The sequence below is a fragment of the Bradyrhizobium sp. USDA 4541 genome (assembly GCF_024171085.1).
GTDB classification, from domain to species: domain Bacteria; phylum Pseudomonadota; class Alphaproteobacteria; order Rhizobiales; family Xanthobacteraceae; genus Bradyrhizobium; species Bradyrhizobium australafricanum.
Genome location: NZ_JALJZF010000001.1, coordinates 3,802,384 through 3,825,109 on the forward strand (window position 1 = coordinate 3,802,384; position 22,726 = coordinate 3,825,109).

A 22,726-nucleotide genomic window follows, 5' to 3' on the forward strand; every position below is an offset into this window, starting at 1 on the left:
TCTTTGCCGCGGTCTACAAGAAAGACGTGGATGGCCGGGACAAGCCCCGGCCATGACAACGGTAGAGAGGTGTGCTCGCAATGACGTGGAGAGGGGTTGGCCTGTCACCCCAACCGCATGTCCAGCAGCCGCCGGCCTTCGCCCTTCAACAGCTTCTTCACCGCGCTCGAGGCGATCACCTCGCCATTGTTGGCGTAGGCTTCGTGGTTCTTCTCGATGTCGTCGAGGCGGTAGAGGTAGTTGACCATGATGCCGGCGGATTCGCGCAGGCCCTTGGGCGAGAGATCGCCGAGCCAGTTGATCCGCTCCAAGCGTGCGCCGTTGCCGAGATGGAAGCGCGCGACCGAATCGATCAGCCGTCCCTTCGGGGTGCGCGCCTTCAGGAAATAGTAGGCGGCAAGCGGCTCCAGCACGGCGCGCAGCTGGGTCGCGAGCTCGGCGTTCTCGAACCAGTCGGGCTTGCCGAGGCTTTCCAGCAGCTGGCGGTCCTCCTCGGTGAGCGGCACGTCGTCGGCCTGCTTGACCCACTGCATGAAGCCCGGCACCGGCGATAGCGTCACGAAGTTGTCGAGCTTCGGCAATTCGCGGCGCAGCTCCTCGACCACCTGCTTGATCAGGAAGCTGCCGAAGGAGATGCCGCCAAGGCCGCGCTGGGTGTTGGAGATCGAATAGAACACCGCGGTGCGGGCGCGCTCGACCGGGACCGGCTCGCGCTCTTCCGCCAGCAGCGGCGCAATCGCGCCCGGGATGGTTTCGGTGAGCGCGACCTCGACGAAGATCAGCGGCTCGTCGGCCAGCGCCGGATGAAAGAACGCGTAACAGCGGCGATCGATCGGATCGATGCGGCGGCGCAGATCGTCCCAATCGCGGATCTCGTGCACGGCCTCATAACGGATGATCTTCTCCAGAATATTGGCCGGCGACGACCAGTCTATCCTGCGCAGCACGAGGAATCCCCTGTTGAACCAGGACGAGAGCAGATGCACCACGTCGCGATCGAGCGCGGCGAGGTCCTTGTTGCCCTTCATCAATGAAAGCAGATCCGAGCGAATCGACACCAGCTCGCCGGTGCCGCCAGGCGCGCGATTGAGCCGGCGGATCAATTCCTGGCGGCGCGGCTCGGAGGCGAAATGCAGGTCGCTGGCATCGTCGCCATTGGCTTTGGCGCGCCAGCTTTCGATCGCCTGCGCCAGTTTGGCGTGATCGGGGCCGAAATCGCGGGCCAGCGTCTGGAAGAACGACAGCCGCCCGGCGGCATCGAGGTGGTGGTAGCGGTCGAGCACTTCGCGCGCCATCGCGGTGCCGGAGGCTTCGCCGCGGCCGGATAACAGCGCCTCGCACAATTCCAGCAGTTCGGAAGCATCCTGCTTGTCGTTGGCCGGGCTGGCGCGGCCGAGCAGGACGCGGCCGCGTTCGGAAATCGTCGAGAGCAGATCGGAGAAGAAGGCATTGGCCATGAGCAGGTCGTATCCAGCAGGTCGTATCCAATGAAGCCGGACCTTACACGGGATTTAAGGTCGGGAGCACAGCAATCAAGCGCATGGATCGTACGGAAATATGTCGCAGCGCGACAGCGGTATAATTCGTCGTCGCTGCGCCCGGTGACAAACCCGGTTCACGTTTTCTCGCACGTTTTCTCCGCGAACGCGGTCGGTGTCTTGCCGGTAACCTGCCGGAACGCGTGGGAAAATGCCGGCACGCTGGCATAGCCGAGGTCGGAGGCGACCTGCTTGACCGAAACATTCGCGCTGCTCGACAGGCGCTCGATCGCGGCCGCGATGCGGGCGCGCTGGCACCAGCTCTTGAACGAGAGCTGCGTCTCAGCCGAGAACAGCCGCGACAGCGTCCGCGCCGAGGTGCCGACCGTGCGCGCCAGCGCGTCGATGTCGTGGTCCTGCGTCGGATCGGCCAGCACGAGGTCGGCGGCGCGGCGGCAGCGCGGCTCCTGCGGCAGCGGGATGAAGGTCGCGGAATCCTCGGCCTGGTGCAACTCCAGCATCACGAGGCGAATCAACAGATCGGTGCGCTCGCGTCCGCATGAGGCGTCGAACAGCGCGAGGATCGCCTGGTGCACCAGCGGCGACACCCGCACCACGAATTCGTGGTCGAGGCTGTCGCTGCGCTTTTCGCGCGCGAGCCAGGCCTGGTCGAAATACAGCGTGCGCATCTCGATGTCGGCAAGCACGTCGATCGCGTGCGGGAGCAGGGCAGGGCCCACACCGCGCGGTCCGGCGGCACCAGCCAGCGCCCCTTCGGCGTCGTCACCTGCATGGTGCCGCTGGCGGCATAGACCAGCTGTGCCTCGCGGTGCATGTGCGGGTCGAGCCGGACGCCCTTGCAGTAGCTGCGCGCCACCAGATGCACGCCGTCCCCGGTGACGCGCCGGTCCTGGTGGAGGGCTCTTATTGGCGGCTCAGCGATAGTCATTGGCGACATCCCGTCAGGACAAGCACCTATAACCTATTTTCGAGCAATTGAAGAATCGCGTGAGAGACGTGCCGATGAACAGTCCAAGCAACAGTCCCAGCCGGGTGATCACCTTCGCCAACGCCGCCCATTTCATCGATCACTACGCGATGCTGATTTTCGCCGCCGCCGTCATCATCATGGGTCCGGCGCTCGGCATGGCCTATTCGGAACTCCTGCCTTATGCGACCCCGGGCTTCATCGCCTTCGGCGCCGGCTCGCTGGTCACGGGCTGGCTCGGCGACCGCTGGAGCCGCCGCCACATGATGGTGATCTTCTTCGTCGGCATCGGCCTGTCGATGATCTCGGTCGGCTTCGTGCAGACACCGCTGCAGCTCGGCGCCGCACTGCTGGCGATCGGCGTCTTCGCCTCGATCTATCATCCGGTCGGCACCGCGATGATCGTGTCCTATGCCGAGAAGCTCGGCGCCCAGATGGGGATCAACGGCGTCTGGGGCAATCTCGGCGTCGCCTCGTCGGCGCTGGTGACCGGCGTGATCGGCCAGTATCTCGGCTGGCGCTGGGCCTTCATCGTGCCCGGCACGGTCACCGTGCTGATCGGCATCGCCTTTGCGATGACGGTGGTGCATGAGGACCGCAAGGGCTCCAGGCAGGCGGCAGCGCAGGTGCGGGTCGCCAAGGAGGACATGTGGCGCGTGGTGCTGTCGCTGCTGATCGTGGTGATCGCGATCTCCACCACCTTCAACGCGGTGACGGTGGCGCTGCCGAAGCTGTTCGCCGAACGGCTCGCCGACCTGACCAAGAGCCCGGCGCTGCTCGGCGTGATCGCGGCCGGGGTCTATGTGTTCGGCGCGATGACGCAGTACACCATCGGCAAGCTGCTCGACAGATATTCGCTGAAGACGGTGGCGCTGCCGCTGTCGTTCCTGCTGGCGCCGTTCCTTTATCTGGCGGCGAGCCTAAACAACCTGCCGCTGATCGTGGTCTCGATCGGCATCGTGATGGGCGCGTTCGGGCAGGTCACGGTGAACGATGCCATGGTCGGCAAGTACACCACCGAGGAATGGCGCTCGCGCGCCTATGCGGTGCGCTATTTCGTCGGCTTCACCGCGGCCGGCGCTTCCGTCGGCCTGGTCGCCTGGCTGTACGACCAGGGCGGCTTCTCGATGATGCTGCGCGCGTTCGCGGCGCTGTGCCTGCTGGCGATTGCGGCCGCGATCATCCTGCCGCGCGAGATCCGCACCCCGGCCGCGCAGGCTGGCTGACGCAGGCGTTTTGCCGCCCATTTAACGTTGCGACGAGGCGTGCCCGACCGGCGGGCCTCGACCGACGGCGGATAACCGTGACATGGTCACGCTTCGCGAACTTTGTTCCGACCCGCAGGTGTGGTAGGTTGAAACGGGCCTCGGGGACGAAGGCGCCGGTTGCGCCTTGAACACGTCTTTGCGGAGCAGCCGGAGCGCTATGGGAGAAATTCGCGACTTCAAGTCAGGCCGGTCACAGCCCGACAATACCCAGCCTCCCGGCGATTCGATGCCGCGGCGCCTCGCGGCGATCGTAGCGGGCGATATCGCCGGCTACAGCCGGTTGATGCAGCTCGATGAGGAAGGCACGCATACGCGCGTCAAGCGGACCCTGCGCGACCTGATCGAGCCCACGATTGCCGAGCACCACGGCAAGCTGGTCAAGACCACCGGCGACGGCTTTATCGCGATGTTCGACAGTCCGGTCGAGGCCGTCCGTTGCAGCATCGTGATCCAGCAGAACATGATCGGCCGCAACGCGGCGATCGCGAGAGATCACTGGATCGAGTACCGGATCGGCGTCAACCTCGGCGACGTCATCATCGAGCCCGACGATATCTATGGCGACGGCGTCAACGTGGCCTCGCGTCTGGAAGGGATCGCGGCGCCGGGTGACGTCTTCATCTCCGGCGGCATCTACGAGCAGATCAAGCACAAGATGGTCTGCGGATACGAATCGCTCGGCGACCGCAAGGTCAAGAACATCACCGATCCGGTCCGGGTTTATCGTGTGCTGCCGGATGCAGCCGCGTACCAACGGACGCGCAGGCGCCGCGAGTCCGTCCTGCTCACGCTGCTCGGATTGGCGGTCGCGATCATCGCCGGCGGCGTGCTGTGGTATCTGCTCGCACAACCGCGCGGCAAGCCGGCCGACGTGGCACAGGCGCCTCCGGCACCGACGGCATCGCCTGCCGTCCAGCCGCCGGCACCAAGCCCGGCTCCGACCCAAACCGCAAGTCCGACCCCGGCGGCGCCGACACAGCAAGCGTCGCCTCAGCCCGCGCCCTCGGCGAGCCCTACCCCGGAGCTGCCGGAGCCCGAACTGGTCTCACTTCAAGCCGGCAGCTTCTCGATGGGAAGCAATGACGATCCTTCCGAGCGGCCGATCCGCCGGGTGACGGTCAAGCCCTTTGCCATGGGCAAATATCCGGTCACGGTCCGCGAATGGAACGCCTGCGCGGCGGCCAAGGCCTGTGGCTTCACGGCCAGCGGCAAGGACGACGCTCCGGTCACCAATGTGAGCTGGAGCGATGCGAAGCAATATGTGACGTGGCTCGCCGAGCGCACCAAGAAGGCCTACCGGCTGCCGAGCGAGGCCGAGTGGGAATATGCGGCGCGCGGCGGAACGCAATCGAAGTACTGGTGGGGCGACCAAGTGCAATCGGGCCACGCCGGATGCAAGGATTGCGGCGGCGACAGTTCGGCCGAGCAGCCGGTCAAGGTCGGCAGCTACAAGCCGAATCCGTTCGGCCTCTACGACATGGGCGGCGGGGTCGATCAATGGGTCGAGGATTGCTGGCACAGGAATTACCAGGGCGCGCCGACCGACGGTGCGGTCTGGTCCGGCGGCGACTGCGCCTCCCATGTCATCCGCTCCGGCTCGTGGAAGAATGACGCACGCTATGTGCGTCCGGCCAATCGCGATAATTACGACACCAATGTCCGTTATCCGACCCACGGTTTCCGGGTCGCGCTGTCTCCCTGAGCGATCATCCCTGATCGCCAGGCTTCATGGAGGGGCTATGAAAAGTGCAGGCTTGATCATGCTCGCCGCGGCACTGACGCTGTTCGCGGCTCCGGCCGACGCGCAGAACAAGCCGGCCGGCAAGGACACCAAGCTGTATTTCATCTGGCCGCGCGACGGCGCCAAGCTCAAAAGCCCGTTCTGGTGCCGCTTTGGGCTGCGCAACATGGGCGTCACCCATGCCGGCGACGACTACCCGAACAGCGGCCATCACCACCTTCTGATCGACGTGAATGAGCCGTTGAATGCGAATGAGCCGATTCCGTCGGACAAGTCTCATCTGCACTTCGGTGCGGGCCAGACCGAGACGCAGCTCGATCTGGCTCCCGGCAAGCACACCCTGCAGTTGGTGCTGGGCGACGCCAAGCACTATCCATTCAGCCCGCCGGTCGTCTCCGAAAAAATCACCATCCGCGTGAGATAGGCCGATACGGATAGCTCCCTTGCGGGAACCGGCGCTTGCACAAGGCCGCGCCGTGCGGTTTGTTGCGCGCCTGCCCGACAGCAAGATTCGGTGTGGAGGACGTCCGATGTCGTCTCGACTGCTGCGTCTGGCTGGCTTCGTTCTGGGAGTGATTGTCATGGCCACATCAGCGGATGCCGACGCCTTGAAGGATCAGATCGCGCCGACCGGAAAGCTCCGGGTCGCGATCGCGATCAGCCCGGCCGGCGGCGCGTTCTGGTCGACCAAGACCGAGAACGGCTATGCGGGCGTTCCCGTCGACCTCGGCCGCGAGATGGCGGCGCAACTCGGCATCCCCGTCGAATATGTCGTGCACCAGAATTCGGGCCAGATCACCGACGCGGCGGCCAAGAACACCTGGGACATCACCTTCCTGCCCAAGGATCCCGAGCGCGAGACCAAGATGACGTTCGGGCCGATCTACGAGGTTGCCGACGCCACCTATATCGTCAAGCCCGGCTCGACGATCACGAATTTCGCCACGCTCGACCAGGACGGCGTCAAGGTCGCCGCCGTCAATGCCACCACCACGATGCGCGGCGCGATCGCCCATCTCAAGCACGCCACGGTCACGGGCTATCAGACCTATGACGAGATCTTCAATCTGCTGAAGAGTGGCGAGATCGACGCCTTCGCATTGTCGCGCGATCAGCTCAATGCGATGGCGAAGAAGATTCCGGGCACGCGCGTGCTGGACGAGACCTTCAAGCAGACCGTCACCGCGGTCGCGGTGCCGCTCAACCATCCGCTCGCCGCGGCCTTCGCCACCAGGTTCATGACGGAGGCGATCGCCAACGGCACGCTGCGCAAGGCCTACGACAACAACGGGCTGAAGGGCGCGCCGGTCCGCACCGAGGCGAAGTGAAGTAGCGCGCGTATCGACTCTTTCCCCGTTACCCCGCGCAAAGGCGAAGCCTTTGCGCGGGGATGACGGTGATGGAGGGGCGCGCATCCTCTGGGCGACATCTGGGCATGCTGCATAATTCCGCGCCATCGCGCCGTGCGGTTCCTGCGCCACCAGCCTAACTCATTGTATTGACGGGGATTTAAAGCCAATCGCCAGCGTCGCCGCTTGGCACATCCATTGCTTTTGATTGCACCAGTCAATGACGACTGCCGACCTCCGGATTGCCAAGGCCAGTGCTGGCCGAGGCGAGGGGATCAAGGCGCCCAGCCCGGGCGTCACGAGCAATCGTTGACCCCCCATCTCCCGGACGAACGAGCATTTCAACCAACTCGCGTCGCTTCCGGCAGGCAACCGGCGCGGCCGAATTGCGCAAGGGGATTTTACGAATGGCCTATCTCGCTCCGTCCGAATTCGTCACCAAGATGGTGGATGCCGGCGAATCCAAGATCTTCATGTCGACCCGCGACACCGTGATCCGCGCCTATATGGCCGGCGCGATCCTCGCGCTGGCGGCCTGGTTCGCCGTGACGATCAACGTCAATACGGGTCAGCCGCTTGTCGGAGCATTGTTGTTTCCGGTCGGTTTCGTCATGCTCTATCTGCTGGGCTTCGATCTATTGACCGGCGTGTTCGTCCTTTCGCCGCTGGCGCTGCTCGACAAGCGTCCCGGCGTCACGCTTGGCGGCGTGCTGCGCAACTGGGCTCTCGTCTTCATAGGCAATTTCGGAGGCGCGCTCACGGTGGCGTTCATGATGGCGTTCGTGACGACGTTCGGCTTCACGCAGGAGCCCGACAAGGTCGGCATGACCATCGGCAATATCGGCGAGGGGCGAACGCTGGGCTATGCGGCGCATGGCGCGGCCGGCATGGCCACGCTGTTCATCCGCGGCATGCTCTGCAACTGGATGGTTTCGACCGGCGTCGTCGGGGCGATGATCTCCACCACGGTGCCCGGCAAGGTGATCGCGATGTGGATGCCGATCCTGGTGTTCTTCTACATGGTGTTCGAGCATTCGGTGGTGAACATGTTCCTGTTCCCGTCGGGACTGATGCTGCATGCGAAGTTTTCGATCATGGACTACCTGATCTGGAACGAGATCCCGACCGTGCTCGGCAATCTCGCCGGCGGCCTCGCCTTCACCGGGCTCACGCTCTACACCACGCATGTGAAGACGGCGCCGAAGCGCCAGCGCCTCGCGGCTTGATCCTCGACGACTTATGGGGCTCTCCTGTCACGGAGGTCCCCATTGGCTTTGGGACGGTCGATGCCGCGCGCGCTGACAATATCGGTCGGGCAATTCTCTGATCAGGGCCGCAAGGACGCCAATCAGGACTTCCACGGCGCCTTGATCCCCGGCGAGCCGCTGCTCGGCCTGAAGGGCATCGCGGTGGTGCTCGCCGACGGCATCTCCTCGAGCAGCGTCGGCCGCATCGCCGCCGAATCCGCGGTCAAGAGCTTCCTGACCGACTACTACTGCACCTCGGAATCCTGGTCGGTAAAGTCTTCGGCGCAGCGCGTGCTGGAGGCGACCAATTCCTGGCTGCACGCGCAGACAAGGCGCAGCCAGAATCCCTACGACAAGGACAAGGGTTACGTCTGCACGCTGAGCGCCCTGGTCATTCGGTCGACCACGGCGCACCTGTTCCATGTCGGCGACGCCAGGATCTACCGCGTCGCCGGCAACAGCCTCGAACAACTGACCATCGACCACCGCGTCGTGATCTCCTCGCAGCAGAGCTATCTTGGCCGCGCGCTCGGCGTGAACCCGCAGCTCGAGATCGACTACCAGGCGCTCCCGCTGGAGCGCGGCGACATCTTCCTGCTGGTGACCGACGGCATCTACGAGCATGTCCCGGCGCGGCAGCTAGCGAAGACGATCAAGGACGGTGCCGCGTCTCTCGATGCTGCGGCGAAATCGATCGTCGAGCAGGCCTATGAGAACGGCAGCCCGGACAATCTCACCGTGCAGATCGTCCGGATCGACGAATTGCCCGACGGCGATGCCGGCGAGGTGTTCGGCCAGCCGACCGAACTGCCGCTGCCGCCGCTGCTCGACGCACGGATGCTGTTCGACGGCTATCGCATCGTGCGCGAGCTCCACGCATCGCACCGCAGTCACATCTATCTCGCGGTCGACGAGGACAGCGCCACCACGGTCACGATCAAGATCCCCTCGATCGACCTGCGCGACGATCCGGCCTATCTGAAGCGTTTCATGATGGAAGAATGGGTCGCCCGGCGGATCGACAGCCCGCATGTGCTGAAGCCGTTTTTGCCGCAGCGCAAGCGCAATTTCCTTTACGTCACGATGGAATATATCGAGGGTCAGACCCTGACGCAGTGGATCACGGACAATCCAGCGCCGTCGCTGGAGACGGTACGCGGCATCACCGAGCAAATTGCAAAAGGGCTGCGCGCCTTCCACCGCAAGGAGATGCTGCACCAGGACGTCAGGCCCGACAACATCATGATCGACAGGACTGGCACGGTGAAGATCATCGATTTCGGCTCGACGCGGATCGCGGGCGTCGGCGAGGCGGCGCCGGCGGGCGTCGAGGACATTCTGGGCACCCAGCAATACACCGCGCCGGAATATTTCCTCGGTGAGGGCGGCACCGCGCGCTCCGACCTGTTCTCGCTCGGCGTCGTCACTTACCAGATGCTGACGGGACGCTTGCCCTATGGCGCGCAGATCGCGCGGGCCCGGACACGATCCGACTTCAACCGGCTGGTCTACCGTCCGGCCGCGCATCGCGGGCGCGAGATACCGGGCTGGGTCGACGGCGCGCTGGAGCGCGCCGTGCATGCCAACCCGCTCAAGCGCTATGAGAGCTTTTCGGAGTTCCTGTTCGACCTGCGCAATCCCAACGCAAAATATCTGACGACGTCATCGACCCCGCTGATCGAGCGCAACCCGGTGCTGTTCTGGAAGTCGACCACGCTGCTGCTGGCGCTGGTCGTGGTGCTGCTGCTCGCCTACGGCGCGCATCATTGGCGGTAGTGTATCTAGTCGCCATCTAGTCCCGTCACCCTGAGGAGCCCGCACTTGCGCGCGTCTCGAAGGGTCGACGGCCACCAGCCGGGCCGTGCATCCTTCGAGACGCCCGCAAGTGCGGGCTCCTCAGGATGACGGGGAGGGAGTAGAACGGGGAGAGAGTCGGACGCCGCTAATGCGTCCCACCCGCCGTAATCGGATCGAGGCCGCTCTTCACCAGCGCGTCGCGCGCGTCCGGCGAGGCGAGGAAGCTGATCAGCGCCTTGCCGGCCTCACGCTCCTTTGCAGCCGTCGCGATCCCGGCGGAAAATACCGTGATCTTCTGCAACGGCTCCGGCAGCGGACCGGCGATGTCGATGCCGGCGACCGGCTTCAGCTCGGAGATCTGCTGCAGGCCGATCTCGGCCTCGCCTTTGGCCACGATCTCGCCGACCGGCGTCGCCGGGATCATCCGCGCCTTGTCCTTCATCTGATCGGCGATGCCGAGCTTTGCGAACATCTCGGTCGAGACATAGACGCCGCTGGCGCTGTCGGAATAGGCGACAGACTTCGCCGCCAGCAGCGCCTGCTTGACGGTGTCGGCCGAGCCGATGTCCGGTTTTGGCGCGCCGGCCTTCACCGCGATGCCGATCGGCGACTTCACGAGATCGACGCGGCTGTCGGCCAGCACTTTGCCCTGCTTGATGAGATCGCCGAGCGCATAGCCGACCATGATCAGCACGTCGGCCGGCTCGCCGCGCTCCAGCCGCACCGGAATGGCGTTCGTGGTGGTGCCCATCGACGGCCCGAAGGCGGTCACCACCTTGTGCCCGGTCTTGCGCTCGAACTCCGGCACCAGCGCCTTGTAGGCCGCCGTCAGTCCGCCCGAGATCATGACATGGACTTCGGCGGCGGATACGGCTGAGGTGAAGGCGAGGGCGCCGATCACGGCAAGCGTGAGGGCACGGAAGGCGGTGGCCGATCGCATGGAGTTTCTCCCCGGACGATTCTTGGGAAGCGGGTCGTCGTGGCCGGGAGACTATAGCGCGAGTCGATGCGTGGCTAGCCGCCACCCGTCACTGCGAGGAGCGTAGCGACGAAGCAATCCACCTTTCCGCCCATGTGGAACGATGGATTGCTTCGCTTCGCTCGCAATGACGGGGAAAGATCGTTGCCGATCCGTCACGAATTCACGTGCACGAAATCGCGCAGCAGCGGGTAGATCTCGTTGTTCCAGCGCTTGCCGGAAAACACGCCGTAATGGCCGACGCCGGCCTGCATGTGATGCACCTTGCGATAGGTGCGGACTCCGGTGCAGAGGTCCTGCGCGGCGAGCGTCTGGCCGATCGAGCAGATGTCGTCCTTCTCGCCTTCCACCGTCATCAACCCCATGCGCCGGATCGCCGCCGGATTCACCGGGCGGCCGCGATGCATCAGCATGCCCTGCGGCAGCAGATGCTCCTGAAACACATCGCGCACCGTCTCGATGTAGAACTCCGCCGGGAGGTCCATGACCGCGAAATATTCGTCGTAGAAGGTCTTGATCACCTCGGCCTTGGCGGTCTCGCCCTTGGCGAGATGGTGGGCCAGATCGATATGCTGCTTGATGTGCCGTTCCAGGTTCATCGACACGAACGCAGTGAGCTGCACGAAGCCGGGATAGACCTGGCGCAACGCGCCCTTGCACTGCATCGGCACGTAGTTGATCAGATTGTCCTCGAACCATTTGATCGGCTTGCTCTTGGCGAATTCGTTCACCTTGGTCGGCTGGATCCTTGTGTCGATCGGCCCGGCCATCAGGGTCAGCGAGGCCGGCCGCGCCGGATGATTGTCTTCCGACATGATCGCGGCGGCGAGCGCCGACACCGAGGGCTGGCAGATCGCCACCATATGCGCGCGCGGGCCGAGCTGGCCGAGGAAGTCGATCAGATGGTCGGTGTAGTCCTCGAGGCCGAAGCGGCCCTCGTTGCGCGGGATGTCGCGCGGATTGTGCCAGTCGGTGATGTAGACGTCGTGGTCCTGCAGCAGCGTCTTCACGGTGCCGCGCAGCAGCGTGGCGAAATGCCCGGACATCGGCGCCACCAAGAGCAGCCGCGGCTGCTCCGGGCCGTCCACCTTCCTGAAATGCAGCAGCGAGCCGAACGGCGTCGCATAGGCAACCTCCTCGGTCACCTGCAATTCCCTGTTGCCGACGGTCACGCTGCCGATGCCATAAGGGGGCCGCGCGTAGGTCAGGCTGGAGCGCGAGATCAGCTCGAGCGCGGCGGCGAGCCGGCCATACATCCGGTCAGCGGCGCCCTGCGGCACCAGATTGAGGTATTTCAGCGCCGCTGCAGCCCCGGTCCGCCATGGCGCCGTGAGGTCCATGTGGTTCTGATAGGCCTGGTACATCATTGACATCATACGCATCCACCCGTGGCCTGGCTTGCCATGCAATATCGACGCCAGAGGCGGGCCGACCGCCCGGCAAATTGGCACGTGGCTTGCTGCAAAAGCTGATGGCTCCGGGTGCGCGGCGGCTGAACCGGCGCGATATCCGGGAGCTGAGGACGCGTTCAGGCGTGAGGGACAGATATGGCGAAAGCGACACTCACCATCAGCAGCAAGAATTACTCCTCCTGGTCGCTGCGCGGCTGGCTGCTGGCGAAATTCGCCGGGCTCGACTTCGAGGAGGTGGTCACCGCGCCCGACGACCCGTCGGCCCGCGCCGAGCTGCTGCTGCTGTCGTCCTCGATCCTGGTGCCCTGCCTGCGCCACGACGGCGCGACGGTCTGGGATACGCTCGCGATCGGCGAGTATCTCAACGAGATCATGCCGCATGCAGGGCTGTTGCCGGAAGACCGGATCCAGCGCGCGCATTGCCGCTCGATCTCGGGCGAAATCCATTCCGGCTTTACCACGCTGCGCTCTTCGCTGCCGGTCAATCTCAAGGGCCATTTCCCCGGCTTCAAGATCTGGTCGCGGGCTCAGGCCGACATCGATCGCGTTTGCACCATCTGGCGCGACTGCCTCGGCGCATCGGGTGGGCCATTCCTGTTCGGCGAGCGCCGCACCATGGCGGACGCGATGTATGCGCCGGTCGTGACCCGCTTCATGACCTACGACGTCAAGCTCGAGCCTGCGCTTGCGGTGTATGCCAGCACCATCATGACGATGCCCGAGATGCAGGAATGGATCGAGGCCGCGAAGGCGGAGCCGGCCGACGTCGAGGAGCTCGAGGTCGAATATTAGGCAGCGCCCGTGCCGGCCTGCCTGCATCGGCGGCTCAAGCACGAGGCAAGCCTTGCTCAATGGACGTGCCGCCGGCGTCGGGCACCGGCATGCGCGCCGGACCCGCGCGACAGCCACTGAGGCGCAAATTCGTGCCTCGCTCCAAATGCTTCTGCGGCGATATCAGCGCATGGCGAGACGGTTCGCCGCAGCCTAACCCGGCTGGCAAGGATTTCGCATGGCAATGACCGAGCTGTGACCGCGACGATGCGACGCTGCCGAAAATTTGGACGCTGAGCCGCGCCGCGATCTCGCGAACACGAGAACCGTGGAGGCTTGAAATGAACCAGCACGCCGTCGTCAGCAAATTCTCCCACGTCAAACCCGGTGACACCGAGTTCAAGGGCGGAGGTCTGCGCGACTTCTTCCTGTATCGCGATCTCGGCATCGCCGATGCCACCAGCGGGCAGGTGATCTGCCACCTGGTCAAGGCCAATCCCGATATGCCGCCGGAGCAGGGCACCGGCTGGCACAAGCATCTGTGCGATTTTCAGATCGTCATCATGACCAAGGGCTGGGCGCGCTTCATGTACGAGGACAAGGAGACGCTGGTCGAGGCCGGCGACGTCATCCATCAGCGTCCCGGCATCACCCACTATTTGTTCGATTACTCGAAGGACATGGAATACCTCGAGATCGTCAGCCCAGCCGATTTCAAGACCGTGGATGTGCCGCCGGCGACCGAAGCGGTGCCGCCGATCACGCCGTGGAAATGATCGCCCGGGCGGACAGAGAGGAGGGATCGCGATGTCGTCTGCGGAAGAGTTAACCTTTGTTATCGGCCGCTGGCTGCGGCCGATCGTCATGCTTCTGTATGTGGTGCGCAGCCTCGGGCTGATGGCCACATCTAGCCGTGAACAACGCAGTACGTTGCTCGATCAGTGATTCGGACGCGGTTCGTTCCACCCGCGTTCCAAATCTTAAGACACGGTGCGCGCGCGTCGCGTTTTGAAACAGCGCGCACCGATGCCGGCCTCAGGCCACGCCTGCCTGCTTCTCGCGCGGCATCCGCCATGCGATGACGTTGGCTTCCAGCGCGCCGCCGGTGTTGTCATTGCGCCACTGGCCGTTGACGAAGCGGCAGGCGAACGGCAGCTGATACGTTCCGCTATGATCCTCACAAAGTACTTCCACGCGCTGTTCCGGCGCCGGTTCGCCATTGCCATCGAATTGCGCCATCCGTTTTTCGCGCGTTGCCATGCGATCTGTCTCCACTGCCCAAGGTCGAGCCAAAAGGGATCGAACCAAACAAGTTCCGAAGGCCCCCGTCCCCACGAGTAGTCCCGTAATGGGTGAAGCACACCGCTTGAATGCGGTTTCAGTGTGGTATGTCTGCCTCGCTTTCAGCGTCGCGAGCACAAAACTGTGAATGACGCATTTGCCTGGAGACGCCGATGACCGCTCGTTTTGTTCTCGCCTTGCTGGCACCGCTCGCACTCGGCGTCGCCGGAACCGCGCATGCGCAGGACGTTCCCGGCATCGAGATCTGCACCGTCGAGAAAACCATGGAGCGGCGCACGAGCTGTTTGCAGAGCAATGTCGATTTCCTGCAGAAGACGATCAACAAGCTCACATCGGATCATCAACAGAAGCTCGATGCCGCCAACCGGCAGATCGTGAGCTTGCAGAGTTCGGTCGCGAACTTGCAGAAGCTCGTCACCGATCTGCAAACAGCGCAGGTCAAGCTGACCGAGGACCTGAAGAAGAAGGCCGACGCGCCGCCGGCGAAGGACGCCGCGCCCGCCGCGAAGGACGGGACGAAGTAGGAAATCGTCATTGCGCGCCACCCGGTCGGCGCGAAGCGCCGCCGGATGACAGGCTCCGCGAAGCAATCCATCCCACCGCGCGTGCGGAACGATGGATTGATTCGTCGCTTCAGCGCAAAATTGCTTTGCAATTTTGTCGCGAGCTCCTCGCAATGACGATGGAACGAGCCGGGCTCCTCACGCCACCCGATACTGCTCCATCACGTCGCGATCCGGCTCGTAGCCGAGGCCGGGGCCCTGCGGCACGGCGACATGGCCGTTGGCGTCGACGTCGATGCGATCGCCCCACAGGCAGGCCGGACGCTTCATGAAGAACACCTCGATCAGCCCCGCGTCGCGGATCGCCATCAGATGCAGCGTGGCGAGGAAGCCCGGCCCGAAATAGGGCGAGTGCGGAATCACCTGGACGCCGAACTCGTCGGCGAGGACGGCCACCCTCAGAAATTCGGTGATGCCGCCGACCTTGATCACGGAGGGCTGCGCGTGACTGACCGCGCCCGCGGTCATCATCTGGCGGAATTGATGCACGGTGCAGGCGTTCTCGCCGGCCGCGATATCGAGCCGGCCTTCTCTGCGCACCTCGGCGAGCGTCGCAAAATCCTCCGGCGGCCAGACCGGCTCCTCCAGGAACAGCGGCGCGGCCTGCTTGCAGTCGCGCGCGAACTGGATCGCCGCGGGTCCGTCCAGCGGGCAGTTCATGTCGACCATCAGCGGCACGTCAGGGCCGATCGCCTCGCGCGCGGCGGCGACCGCGGGCACGGTGGTCTCGTGCAGCTTGATCGCGGAATAGCCCAGCTTGATCGCCTTCTTGCATTCGGCGGCGATGTGCGCCGGATTGCCGATTCGCATCAGGCTCGCATAGGCCGGGATCGTGCTCCGCTTCGCGCCGCCGATCAGTTGATGCAGCGGCACGCCCTTTACCTTGCCGGCGAGATCCCACAGCGCGATGTCGAGCGCCGAGATCGCAAACATCGTGATGCCGTAGCGGCCGAACAGATGGAGGTTGCGCTGGATCTGCTCCATCGCGGCGGGGATGCTGGCGGCGTCGGGCACCTCGAGGCCGCGGGCCTGCGGCGCGATCATCTCGGCCACCGCCGTGCAGCTCGTCTTCGGGCAGACATAGGCGAAGGCATCGCCCCAGCCGGTGAGGCCGGCATCGGTCGAAACCTCGACCAGCACCATGTCGAGCGCCGAGATCGCGGAAGCTCCCTGGCGGAAGCTCGCGGGCCCGGCGTCGTAGGGAATGCGGATATGGTGGGCGCGGACGTCGGTGATTTTCATTGTTGTTGTCCTTCCGATCGCAGGATGTGCCTGGAATTCGTGGTGGCCGGACACTTGAGCCTGAAGAACGGCGTCGCTTCGGCTGGTCTGGGTTCCGGCCATCGCAAATCTTGCTCGTAACGAGTCTTGCTTGCGACAAGTCTTGCTCGTGAATCATGTCGAAGACGTGGATGCCCGGCGCACGGCCGGGCATCACGAACCGCAAAGTTGTGGAGGAAAGCCCTCAACTGCTCTTCTCGCCGCTCATGATGGGGCCGAACCGCTCCCAGCTCTCGCCCTTGAAGCGCATCATCTGCAGCTGCTCGATCGGCGCATAGTCGTCCGGCCCGGTCTTGATCTTGGTGCCGGGCAGATAGATGCCGATCTCGAAGTTGAGGCTGGCCGCCTGCTTCATCAGGTTCTCGCGGGTGAGATTGTCGCCGCATTGCCGCAGCACCTGCTCGAGCCCCTTGGCGACACCATAGCCGAATACGGTGGCGGCGTCGTCGAGGTCGCCTTCGGGATACCACTTGGTCATGAAGGCGCGCCACTCGGTCATCGCCGGATCGTTCTTCCACTCGGTATCCTTGGGGTCCTTGAGATACGCCGTGGACAGCACGCCCTGGCTAGCTTCATAGCCGGCCGGCTTCATCACGCCGCCGATCGAGCCGGAGACGTTGGTCAGGAACTGCACCGGATGCCAGTCGAGCTCGGCGGCTTTCTTGATCGCCTGCGCCGCGAATTTCGGCGTTGCAATGTTGACGAAGATGTCAGGGTTGGCGCCCTTGATCTGCACGATCTGCGAATCCACCGTCGGTGACGAAGTCTCGTAGGAGGATTCGACGACGATCAGCTTCTTGGCCTGGTCGCCGAGCCCGTCGTGCAGGCCGATCAGATAGTCCTTGCCGAAATCGTCATTCTGATAGAGCACGCCGATGGTCTTGCCCGGATAGTTCTGCAGAATGTACTTGGCATAGATGCGCGCTTCGACCTGGTAGCTCGGCTGCCAGCCCATGGTCCACGGGAAGTTCTTCGGATCATTCCACTTGGCCGCGCCGGTGGACACGAACAACTGCGGCACCTTCTTGGCGTTCATGTATTTCTGGATCGCGGTATTGCCCGGCGTGCCCAGCGGATTGAAAATCAGGAGCACCTCGTCGCTCTCGACCAGCTTGCGGGCCTGCTCGACCATCTTCGGCGGCGAGTAGGCGTCATCGTAGGAGATGAAGTTGACCTTGCGGCCGTTGATGCCGCCTTCGCTGTTGAGTTTGTTGAAATAGGCGGCTTCGGTCTTGCCGATCGTGGCGTAGGCGGACGCCGGACCGGAATAGGGCATGATGTTGCCGACCTTGATCTCGGTGTCGGTTGCGCCCGGATCGTATTTCTTCTGCGCGTTGGCGGCGCTGGCGACGGCGATCGTCAAAAGCCCCGCAAGCGCCGCTGATTTGACGCAGTTGGCATAGCTCAAGCGTTGGTGGTGCATCATTGTCCTCCCTGACATGCTGGCCGCGGCTCTTGCAGTCTTGATTATCGGGCAGCTTGATGAGCCGTCGGATCGATGCGTTGGCGAGTATGCACGATTGCAACATTGTTGCCAGCGACGGCTTTGCGGGTAAATTTCCGTGGAGCGGAACCGCGGTTTCGCCGTCGGGCAGCAAGGACTGTCAAATGCCGCGCGCGGCCGCCGTGCATGATGCCCGAGCTTTGCAGGAAAGCCGTCATCCATGAATCCAGCCCAGAAGGCGCTCTGGTATATCGAAAGCCATCTCGGCGCGCCGCTGACGCTCGACGAGATTGCCGCCGTAGCCGGCGTCTCGCGCTTCCATCTGGTACGGGCGTTCGCGGAGGCGACCGGGTTCTCGGTGATGCGTTATGTGCGGGCCCGGCGGCTCAGCGAAGCCGCGCGCCAACTCGCGGCCGGTGCGCCCGATATTCTCAGCCTCGCGCTGGATGCGGATTACGGCTCCCACGAAGCATTCACCCGCGCGTTTCGCGACCATTTCGGCGTCACGCCCGAGACGGTGCGCGCGACAACGTGTCTGACGACACACAATCTCCAGGAGCCGATCACCATGATCTCGACAGCTCTCGACCACATCGATCCGCCGCGCATCGCCACCGGGAAGGCGTTCCTCGTCGCCGGCATCGGCGAGCGTTACAACCACGGCAATGGCAGCGATGCCGGCATTCCGAACCAGTGGCAGGGCTTCCACCAGCAATGCGCGCATATCCCCCGCCAGGTCGGCAACGTCGCCTATGGCGTCTGCTGCAACGGCGACGATGCCGGCAATTTCGATTACATCGCCGGCGTCGAGGTCGCCGATTTCTCCGACCTGCCGCGCGAGTTCGCGCGCGTCCGCATTCCCGAGCAGAAATACGTCGTGTTCACCCACGCCGACCACATCTCGACCATCCGCCGCACCGTCAACACGATCTGGAATCGCTGGCTGCCGCAATCCGGCATGAAGGTCGCGGACGCGCCGAACTTCGAGCGCTACGACGAGAAGTTCGATGCGAGTACCGGCAATGGCGGGCTGGAGATCTGGGTGCCGGTGAAGGAGTAGCGGGCGCCGGTGCAGCAAACCCTGGTGTCGCCCCCGCGAAAGCTGGGACCCATGACCACCGATGCTTGTTATTTGCGTGACGCTGGAATGACGAGACCCGCCTACAACTCTCGCCGCGGAGTATGGGTCCCTGCTTTCGCACTAGCGTGTCTACACGGTTTTGGGGCGCGACAGATTGACTCGGTGCAGCAAGAAGTGGCGTCTCTGCAGCATGTTGTATGATTCTCTCACTGGCGCTTTGATTCGAAGGAGCGCCAGCGATGCAGCCGGATTTGTCTTTGGGTGAGTTCGGGGACGTTCGTCTCGACAAAAGGGGGCGACGCTTCTCCGGGCTATGCTTTGCACGCGCAGCGTCTGCTTGCGCCAGATGGCCCGGGGCGATTGGGCTGCCAATATGGCGTTCTGGCGGTTTGTGAACAACCCCCAAGTCACGATCGATAAATTGATTGAGGGCTGGAGCACGCAGACGCGGACTGCGGTCAGCGGGCGTCATGTGCTGGCGATCCAGGATACGAGCGAGGTCAAGTTCCAGACCCAGGCGGGACGGCGGCGCGGGCTGGGCAAAGTCGGCAAGGGCAATGCTCGCGGCGTGCTGTTGCATGCGATGATGGCGGTGGATGCCGACAGCGGGGTCTGTCTTGGCCTTACTGGCGGCAACGTTTGGACGCGCAAAGGCAAGGTAAAAATCCCGCATGAGCGGCGCGCCTTGGCCGACAAGGAGTCGGCGCGCTGGGTGACGGCCGCCGAGCAAGGCCGCGACGTCCTGGCAGATGCCCGCATGATCACCGTCGTCAACGACCGCGAGGGGGATTTCTTTGCTCACTGGGCGCTGACGCCAGCTGAGAATGTCCATCTTCTGTCGCGTGCCATGCACGACCATGCGCTGGTCGATGGCGACACACTTTATCAGGCGGTCGAGCGGAGCCGCTTCTGCGACAACGCGGTGATCGATCTGCCGCAGCGAATGGATCGGCGCGGCCGGCAGGCCCATCTCTCGATGCGCTTCGGAACCGTCGTGCTCAAGCGGCCGCAGAGGCCCGGCGTCACCGACTTGGCGGAGGGCATCAAACTCAGCTTCGTAGAAGTGGTCGAGTTGCATCCGCCGAGAGGTGCGGAGCCCATTCGCTGGCTGCTCCTGACCACTCATCCGGTCGCCACCGTTAAAGACGCCTGGCAGATCGTCTCCTGGTACCGCCAGCGCTGGATCATTGAGCAACTCTTTCGCTCGCTGAAGAGCCAGGGTTTGCGCATCGAGGATAGTCAGATCGAGAGCGCCGAAGGCCTGATCAAGCTCGTGGCGGTCGCCACCAGAGCGGCATGTATCGTCATTCAACTCGTTCAGGCCCGCAACAGTGGCGAAGAATTGCCGGCTGAATTTGTCTTCACCGCAGAAGAGATCGAGACGCTCAGGGCCATCAACAAAACCATGAAAGGTCGCACCGAGCTTCAGAAAAACCACCATCGCCCCAACACTCTTGCTTGGGCGGCATGGATCATCGCAAAACTCGGCGGATGGACCGGCTACGCCTCCCACCGTCCACCTGGACCAATCACCTTCCACACCGGAATGGCCCGCTTCCAAATCCTCGCAAATGGCCCGACAAACGTGTAGATGCACTAGTGCTTTCGCAGGGACGACACCGTCTTGTTGTTCGCGAGTGCCTAGATCAATGAGAGCGCGCCAGGCAGAACGCGACGACCTCTTCCAGCGCCGTCTTCATCGGCGAGGGCGGGAACAGCGCCAGCGCGTCGACCGCCATCGCGCCGTAGTGCTGGGCGCGGCTGATGGTGTCTTCGAGGGCGCGGTGCTTTGTCATCAGTCCGATCGCGTAATCGAGGTCGGCCGATCCGATCTCGCCGCGCTCCAGCGCGCGGATCCAGAACTTGCGTTCGGTGTCATTGCCGCGGCGGAAGGCGAGCACCACCGGGAGCGTGATCTTGCCCTCGCGGAAATCGTCGCCGACATTCTTGCCCAGTTTTGCGGATTTGCCGCCATAGTCGAGCACGTCGTCGACGAGCTGGAAGGCGATGCCGAGATTCATGCCGACCGAGCGGCAGGCGGTCTGCTCGGCCTTCGGACGGTTGGCGATCACGGGGCCGACCTCGCAGGCGGCGGCGAACAGCTCCGCGGTCTTGCCGCGGATCACGGCGAGATATTCGTCCTCGGTGGTCGCGGTGTTCTTGGCGGCGGCAAGCTGCATCACCTCGCCCTCGGCGATGGTGGCGGCGGCGGCGGAGAGGATGTCGAGTGCGCGGAGCGAGCCGACCTCGACCATCATCCGGAACGCCTGGCCGAGCAGGAAGTCGCCGACCAGCACGCTGGCCTCGTTGCCCCACAGCATCCGCGCGGACAATTTGCCGCGGCGCAGCTCGCTCTCGTCGACCACGTCGTCATGCAGCAGGGTCGCGGTGTGCATGAACTCGACCGCGGCGGCGAGCTTGATATGGCCGTCGCCGGAATAGTCCGCGAGCTGGGCCATTGCCAGGGTCAGCATCGGGCGCAACCGCTTGCCCCCGGAGGAGATCAGGTGATTGGCGACCTCGGGGATCATGGTGACCTCGGAGCCGGTCCGCGAAAGGATCGTCGCGTTGACGCGCTCCATGTCGGCGGCGAGAAGTCCCACCAGCCCGTCGATCGAAGCATTGGACGGGCTTTCGAAGGGTACAATAACCGCCACGCTGGTCTCCAATTTTGCCGAATACGCACTATGCTCAGCTATAACAATAGAAACTGAGCGGTGCAGCGGCAAGGCCATCAAGTTATTGACATGTGGCGCAAGTGCCGCACTGCCGGGGCGACAGGAGAGCGTATTTTGCGGGAATTGGTACGGACCAATGACATGGTGCTGGTCTCCGCCATCGGCGCGCTGCTCGACAGCGCTAACATCCATCATCTGGTGCTGGACCAGAACATGAGCATCATCGAGGGCTCGCTCGGCGTCTTGCCGCGGCGGATCCTTGTGCATGAGGACGACAACCACGAGGCCCGCCAGCTCCTGACCGATGCCGGCCTCGGCCACGAATTGCGGGCCGATGACTAGAGCGTTTTCGAGCGAAATGGGCCCCGGTTCGCGTGAAGAAAACGCGTCAAAAAGCGAGTCTGCGGCCGCCGGGATCACCGAAGACGGATTTCTCGGTGGCCAATTGCGCCTGCGGCAACCCCGCAGCGGCCACCGCGCCGGCCATGACGCGATCCTGCTCGCCGCGGCGACGCCGGCTCGATCAGGCGACCGCGTCGTCGATCTCGGCTCCGGCGTCGGCGCGGCCGGACTGGCGGTGGCGCGGCGGGTGAGGGGGATCGATCTCGTCTTGGTCGAAATCGACCCGGCCCTGGCCGAGCTTGCGTGGAATAATGCCGGCACCAACGCGATCATGGCGAACGTGATCGTGCTTGATGTCGAAGCCGGTGCCGCGGCCTTCGACGATGCCGGCCTCGGGCCGGATAGCGCCGACGTCGTGCTGATGAACCCGCCGTTCAATGATCCGTCGCGGCACCGCGCCTCGCCGGACGGTGTGCGCGAGCGCGCCCACGTCGCGACCGCGACCACGCTGGCCGGCTGGGTTCACGCGGCGCGGCGAATTCTCAGGTCGAACGGGCAGCTTGCGCTGATCTGGCGGGCCGACGGCATTGCCGAGGTGCTGGCCGCGCTGGACCGCGGTTTTGGCAGCCTCGAGATCCTGCCGGTTCACGGCGACGGGACGTCGCCGGCGATCCGAATCCTGGTGCGGGCGACCAAGGGCGGCCGGGCGCCGACGCGGCTCCATGCCGCACTGCTGCTCAATGAAGAGTCAGGCGTGCCCAATAAATGGGTGCAGGAGGTGTTGGCTGGGAAGGGGGAATTGCCGCTGGCGCGGCGCTAAAACGATCATGCTCGAACAAGAAGCCAAGGCGCGATGGCATTGCGCTTTAGCGGGCAGGCATGCTGCCCACGTCGTCAGAGGCACTAAATCACTGCGAAGCCGTTTCCGACTGGCGGTCCGGCGTGGACGTGAAGTGGATCGCCGCCAGGAGTGTACCGATCAGCAAAATCAGCAGATAGATTTTC

The 22,726-nt window shown here is 64.0% G+C and carries 21 protein-coding genes and 1 pseudogene; 14 read left to right on the forward strand and 8 right to left on the reverse strand.

Translation table 11 applies throughout. The features are described 5' to 3' along the window. Positions 1–104: 104 nt before the first annotated feature. Both J2R80_RS17780 and J2R80_RS17785 read right to left on the reverse strand, forming a co-directional pair. Positions 105–1,457: a malonyl-CoA decarboxylase gene (locus J2R80_RS17780; protein WP_253639028.1), complete on the reverse strand. Its 1,353-nt coding sequence runs from the start codon at positions 1,455–1,457 to the stop codon at positions 105–107. A 158-nt stretch (positions 1,458–1,615) separates the two neighbouring features. Continuing rightward, positions 1,616–2,427, reverse strand: a pseudogene (locus J2R80_RS17785) (helix-turn-helix domain-containing protein). Between the two features lie 74 nt (positions 2,428–2,501). Here J2R80_RS17785 and J2R80_RS17790 point away from each other — a divergent pair. The 6 genes from J2R80_RS17790 to J2R80_RS17815 all read left to right on the forward strand — a co-directional run bounded on the left by J2R80_RS17790 (position 2,502) and on the right by J2R80_RS17815 (position 9,847). Next, entirely contained in the window at positions 2,502–3,692 is a 1,191-nt protein-coding gene (locus J2R80_RS17790; protein WP_253639029.1) for an MFS transporter, read from the forward strand. Between the two features lie 199 nt (positions 3,693–3,891). Then, positions 3,892–5,436: an SUMF1/EgtB/PvdO family nonheme iron enzyme gene (locus J2R80_RS17795; protein ID WP_253639030.1), complete on the forward strand. Its 1,545-nt coding sequence runs from the start codon at positions 3,892–3,894 to the stop codon at positions 5,434–5,436. 37 nt (positions 5,437–5,473) lie between these two features. After that, the gene (locus tag J2R80_RS17800) at positions 5,474–5,899 is read left to right on the forward strand and encodes a DUF4399 domain-containing protein (RefSeq protein WP_057014908.1); all 426 of its coding nucleotides are present in this window, start codon (positions 5,474–5,476) and stop codon (positions 5,897–5,899) included. A gap of 157 nt (positions 5,900–6,056) precedes the next feature. After that, a complete protein-coding gene (locus J2R80_RS17805; RefSeq protein WP_253639031.1) occupies positions 6,057–6,803 on the forward strand; it encodes a transporter substrate-binding domain-containing protein in 747 nt (248 codons plus the stop codon). A 428-nt stretch (positions 6,804–7,231) separates the two neighbouring features. Continuing rightward, complete coding sequence (locus tag J2R80_RS17810; protein WP_137480433.1) at positions 7,232–8,050, forward strand: formate/nitrite transporter family protein; 819 nt, start codon at positions 7,232–7,234, stop codon at positions 8,048–8,050. A 60-nt stretch (positions 8,051–8,110) separates the two neighbouring features. Beyond that, a complete protein-coding gene (locus J2R80_RS17815) occupies positions 8,111–9,847 on the forward strand; it encodes a bifunctional protein-serine/threonine kinase/phosphatase (RefSeq protein WP_253640982.1) in 1,737 nt (578 codons plus the stop codon). A 166-nt stretch (positions 9,848–10,013) separates the two neighbouring features. Here J2R80_RS17815 and J2R80_RS17820 read toward each other — a convergent pair whose 3' ends face one another. Beyond that, entirely contained in the window at positions 10,014–10,808 is a 795-nt protein-coding gene (locus J2R80_RS17820) for an extracellular solute-binding protein (protein ID WP_253639032.1), read from the reverse strand. A gap of 194 nt (positions 10,809–11,002) precedes the next feature. Beyond that, a complete protein-coding gene (locus J2R80_RS17825) occupies positions 11,003–12,223 on the reverse strand; it encodes a polyhydroxyalkanoate depolymerase (RefSeq protein ID WP_253640983.1) in 1,221 nt (406 codons plus the stop codon). A gap of 171 nt (positions 12,224–12,394) precedes the next feature. Here J2R80_RS17825 and J2R80_RS17830 point away from each other — a divergent pair, with 171 nt between their 5' ends. The 3 genes from J2R80_RS17830 to J2R80_RS17840 all read left to right on the forward strand — a co-directional run bounded on the left by J2R80_RS17830 (position 12,395) and on the right by J2R80_RS17840 (position 13,975). Beyond that, positions 12,395–13,051, forward strand: a complete 657-nt coding sequence (locus J2R80_RS17830; protein WP_168857485.1) for a glutathione S-transferase family protein — start codon at positions 12,395–12,397, stop codon at positions 13,049–13,051. Between the two features lie 320 nt (positions 13,052–13,371). Further along, a complete protein-coding gene (locus J2R80_RS17835) occupies positions 13,372–13,806 on the forward strand; it encodes a cupin domain-containing protein (protein WP_057014914.1) in 435 nt (144 codons plus the stop codon). 31 nt (positions 13,807–13,837) lie between these two features. Next, the gene (locus J2R80_RS17840) at positions 13,838–13,975 is read left to right on the forward strand and encodes a hypothetical protein (RefSeq protein ID WP_168857487.1); all 138 of its coding nucleotides are present in this window, start codon (positions 13,838–13,840) and stop codon (positions 13,973–13,975) included. Positions 13,976–14,065: 90 nt separating this feature from the next. On the opposite strand, the gene J2R80_RS17845 is transcribed toward J2R80_RS17840, so the two are convergent. Further along, positions 14,066–14,290: a hypothetical protein gene (locus J2R80_RS17845; protein WP_057014915.1), complete on the reverse strand. Its 225-nt coding sequence runs from the start codon at positions 14,288–14,290 to the stop codon at positions 14,066–14,068. A 194-nt stretch (positions 14,291–14,484) separates the two neighbouring features. Here J2R80_RS17845 and J2R80_RS17850 point away from each other — a divergent pair, with 194 nt between their 5' ends. After that, the gene (locus J2R80_RS17850; RefSeq protein WP_057014916.1) at positions 14,485–14,856 is read left to right on the forward strand and encodes a hypothetical protein; all 372 of its coding nucleotides are present in this window, start codon (positions 14,485–14,487) and stop codon (positions 14,854–14,856) included. A gap of 177 nt (positions 14,857–15,033) precedes the next feature. On the opposite strand, the gene J2R80_RS17855 is transcribed toward J2R80_RS17850, so the two are convergent. Together J2R80_RS17855 and J2R80_RS17860 are read right to left on the reverse strand one after the other, a co-directional pair. Further along, positions 15,034–16,137 (reverse strand): mandelate racemase/muconate lactonizing enzyme family protein, encoded by a 1,104-nt coding sequence (locus J2R80_RS17855; protein ID WP_057014917.1) that lies wholly within the window; start codon positions 16,135–16,137, stop codon positions 15,034–15,036. A 223-nt stretch (positions 16,138–16,360) separates the two neighbouring features. Continuing rightward, a complete protein-coding gene (locus J2R80_RS17860) occupies positions 16,361–17,602 on the reverse strand; it encodes an ABC transporter substrate-binding protein (RefSeq protein ID WP_229193007.1) in 1,242 nt (413 codons plus the stop codon). 238 nt (positions 17,603–17,840) lie between these two features. Between J2R80_RS17860 and J2R80_RS17865 the strand changes: the two genes are divergently transcribed. Both J2R80_RS17865 and J2R80_RS17870 read left to right on the forward strand, forming a co-directional pair. Beyond that, positions 17,841–18,680, forward strand: a complete 840-nt coding sequence (locus J2R80_RS17865) for an AraC family transcriptional regulator (RefSeq protein WP_253639033.1) — start codon at positions 17,841–17,843, stop codon at positions 18,678–18,680. Positions 18,681–19,047: 367 nt separating this feature from the next. Next, entirely contained in the window at positions 19,048–20,292 is a 1,245-nt protein-coding gene (locus J2R80_RS17870; RefSeq protein WP_244558664.1) for an IS4 family transposase, read from the forward strand. Between the two features lie 55 nt (positions 20,293–20,347). Here J2R80_RS17870 and J2R80_RS17875 read toward each other — a convergent pair whose 3' ends face one another. Further along, a complete protein-coding gene (locus tag J2R80_RS17875) occupies positions 20,348–21,358 on the reverse strand; it encodes a polyprenyl synthetase family protein (protein WP_253639034.1) in 1,011 nt (336 codons plus the stop codon). Positions 21,359–21,493: 135 nt separating this feature from the next. On the opposite strand from J2R80_RS17875, the gene J2R80_RS17880 reads away from it, so the two are divergent. Then, a complete protein-coding gene (locus J2R80_RS17880; RefSeq protein ID WP_026193157.1) occupies positions 21,494–21,721 on the forward strand; it encodes a DUF2007 domain-containing protein in 228 nt (75 codons plus the stop codon). A gap of 16 nt (positions 21,722–21,737) precedes the next feature. Continuing rightward, complete coding sequence (locus tag J2R80_RS17885) at positions 21,738–22,541, forward strand: tRNA1(Val) (adenine(37)-N6)-methyltransferase (RefSeq protein WP_253640984.1); 804 nt, start codon at positions 21,738–21,740, stop codon at positions 22,539–22,541. Positions 22,542–22,726: the final 185 nt, after the last annotated feature.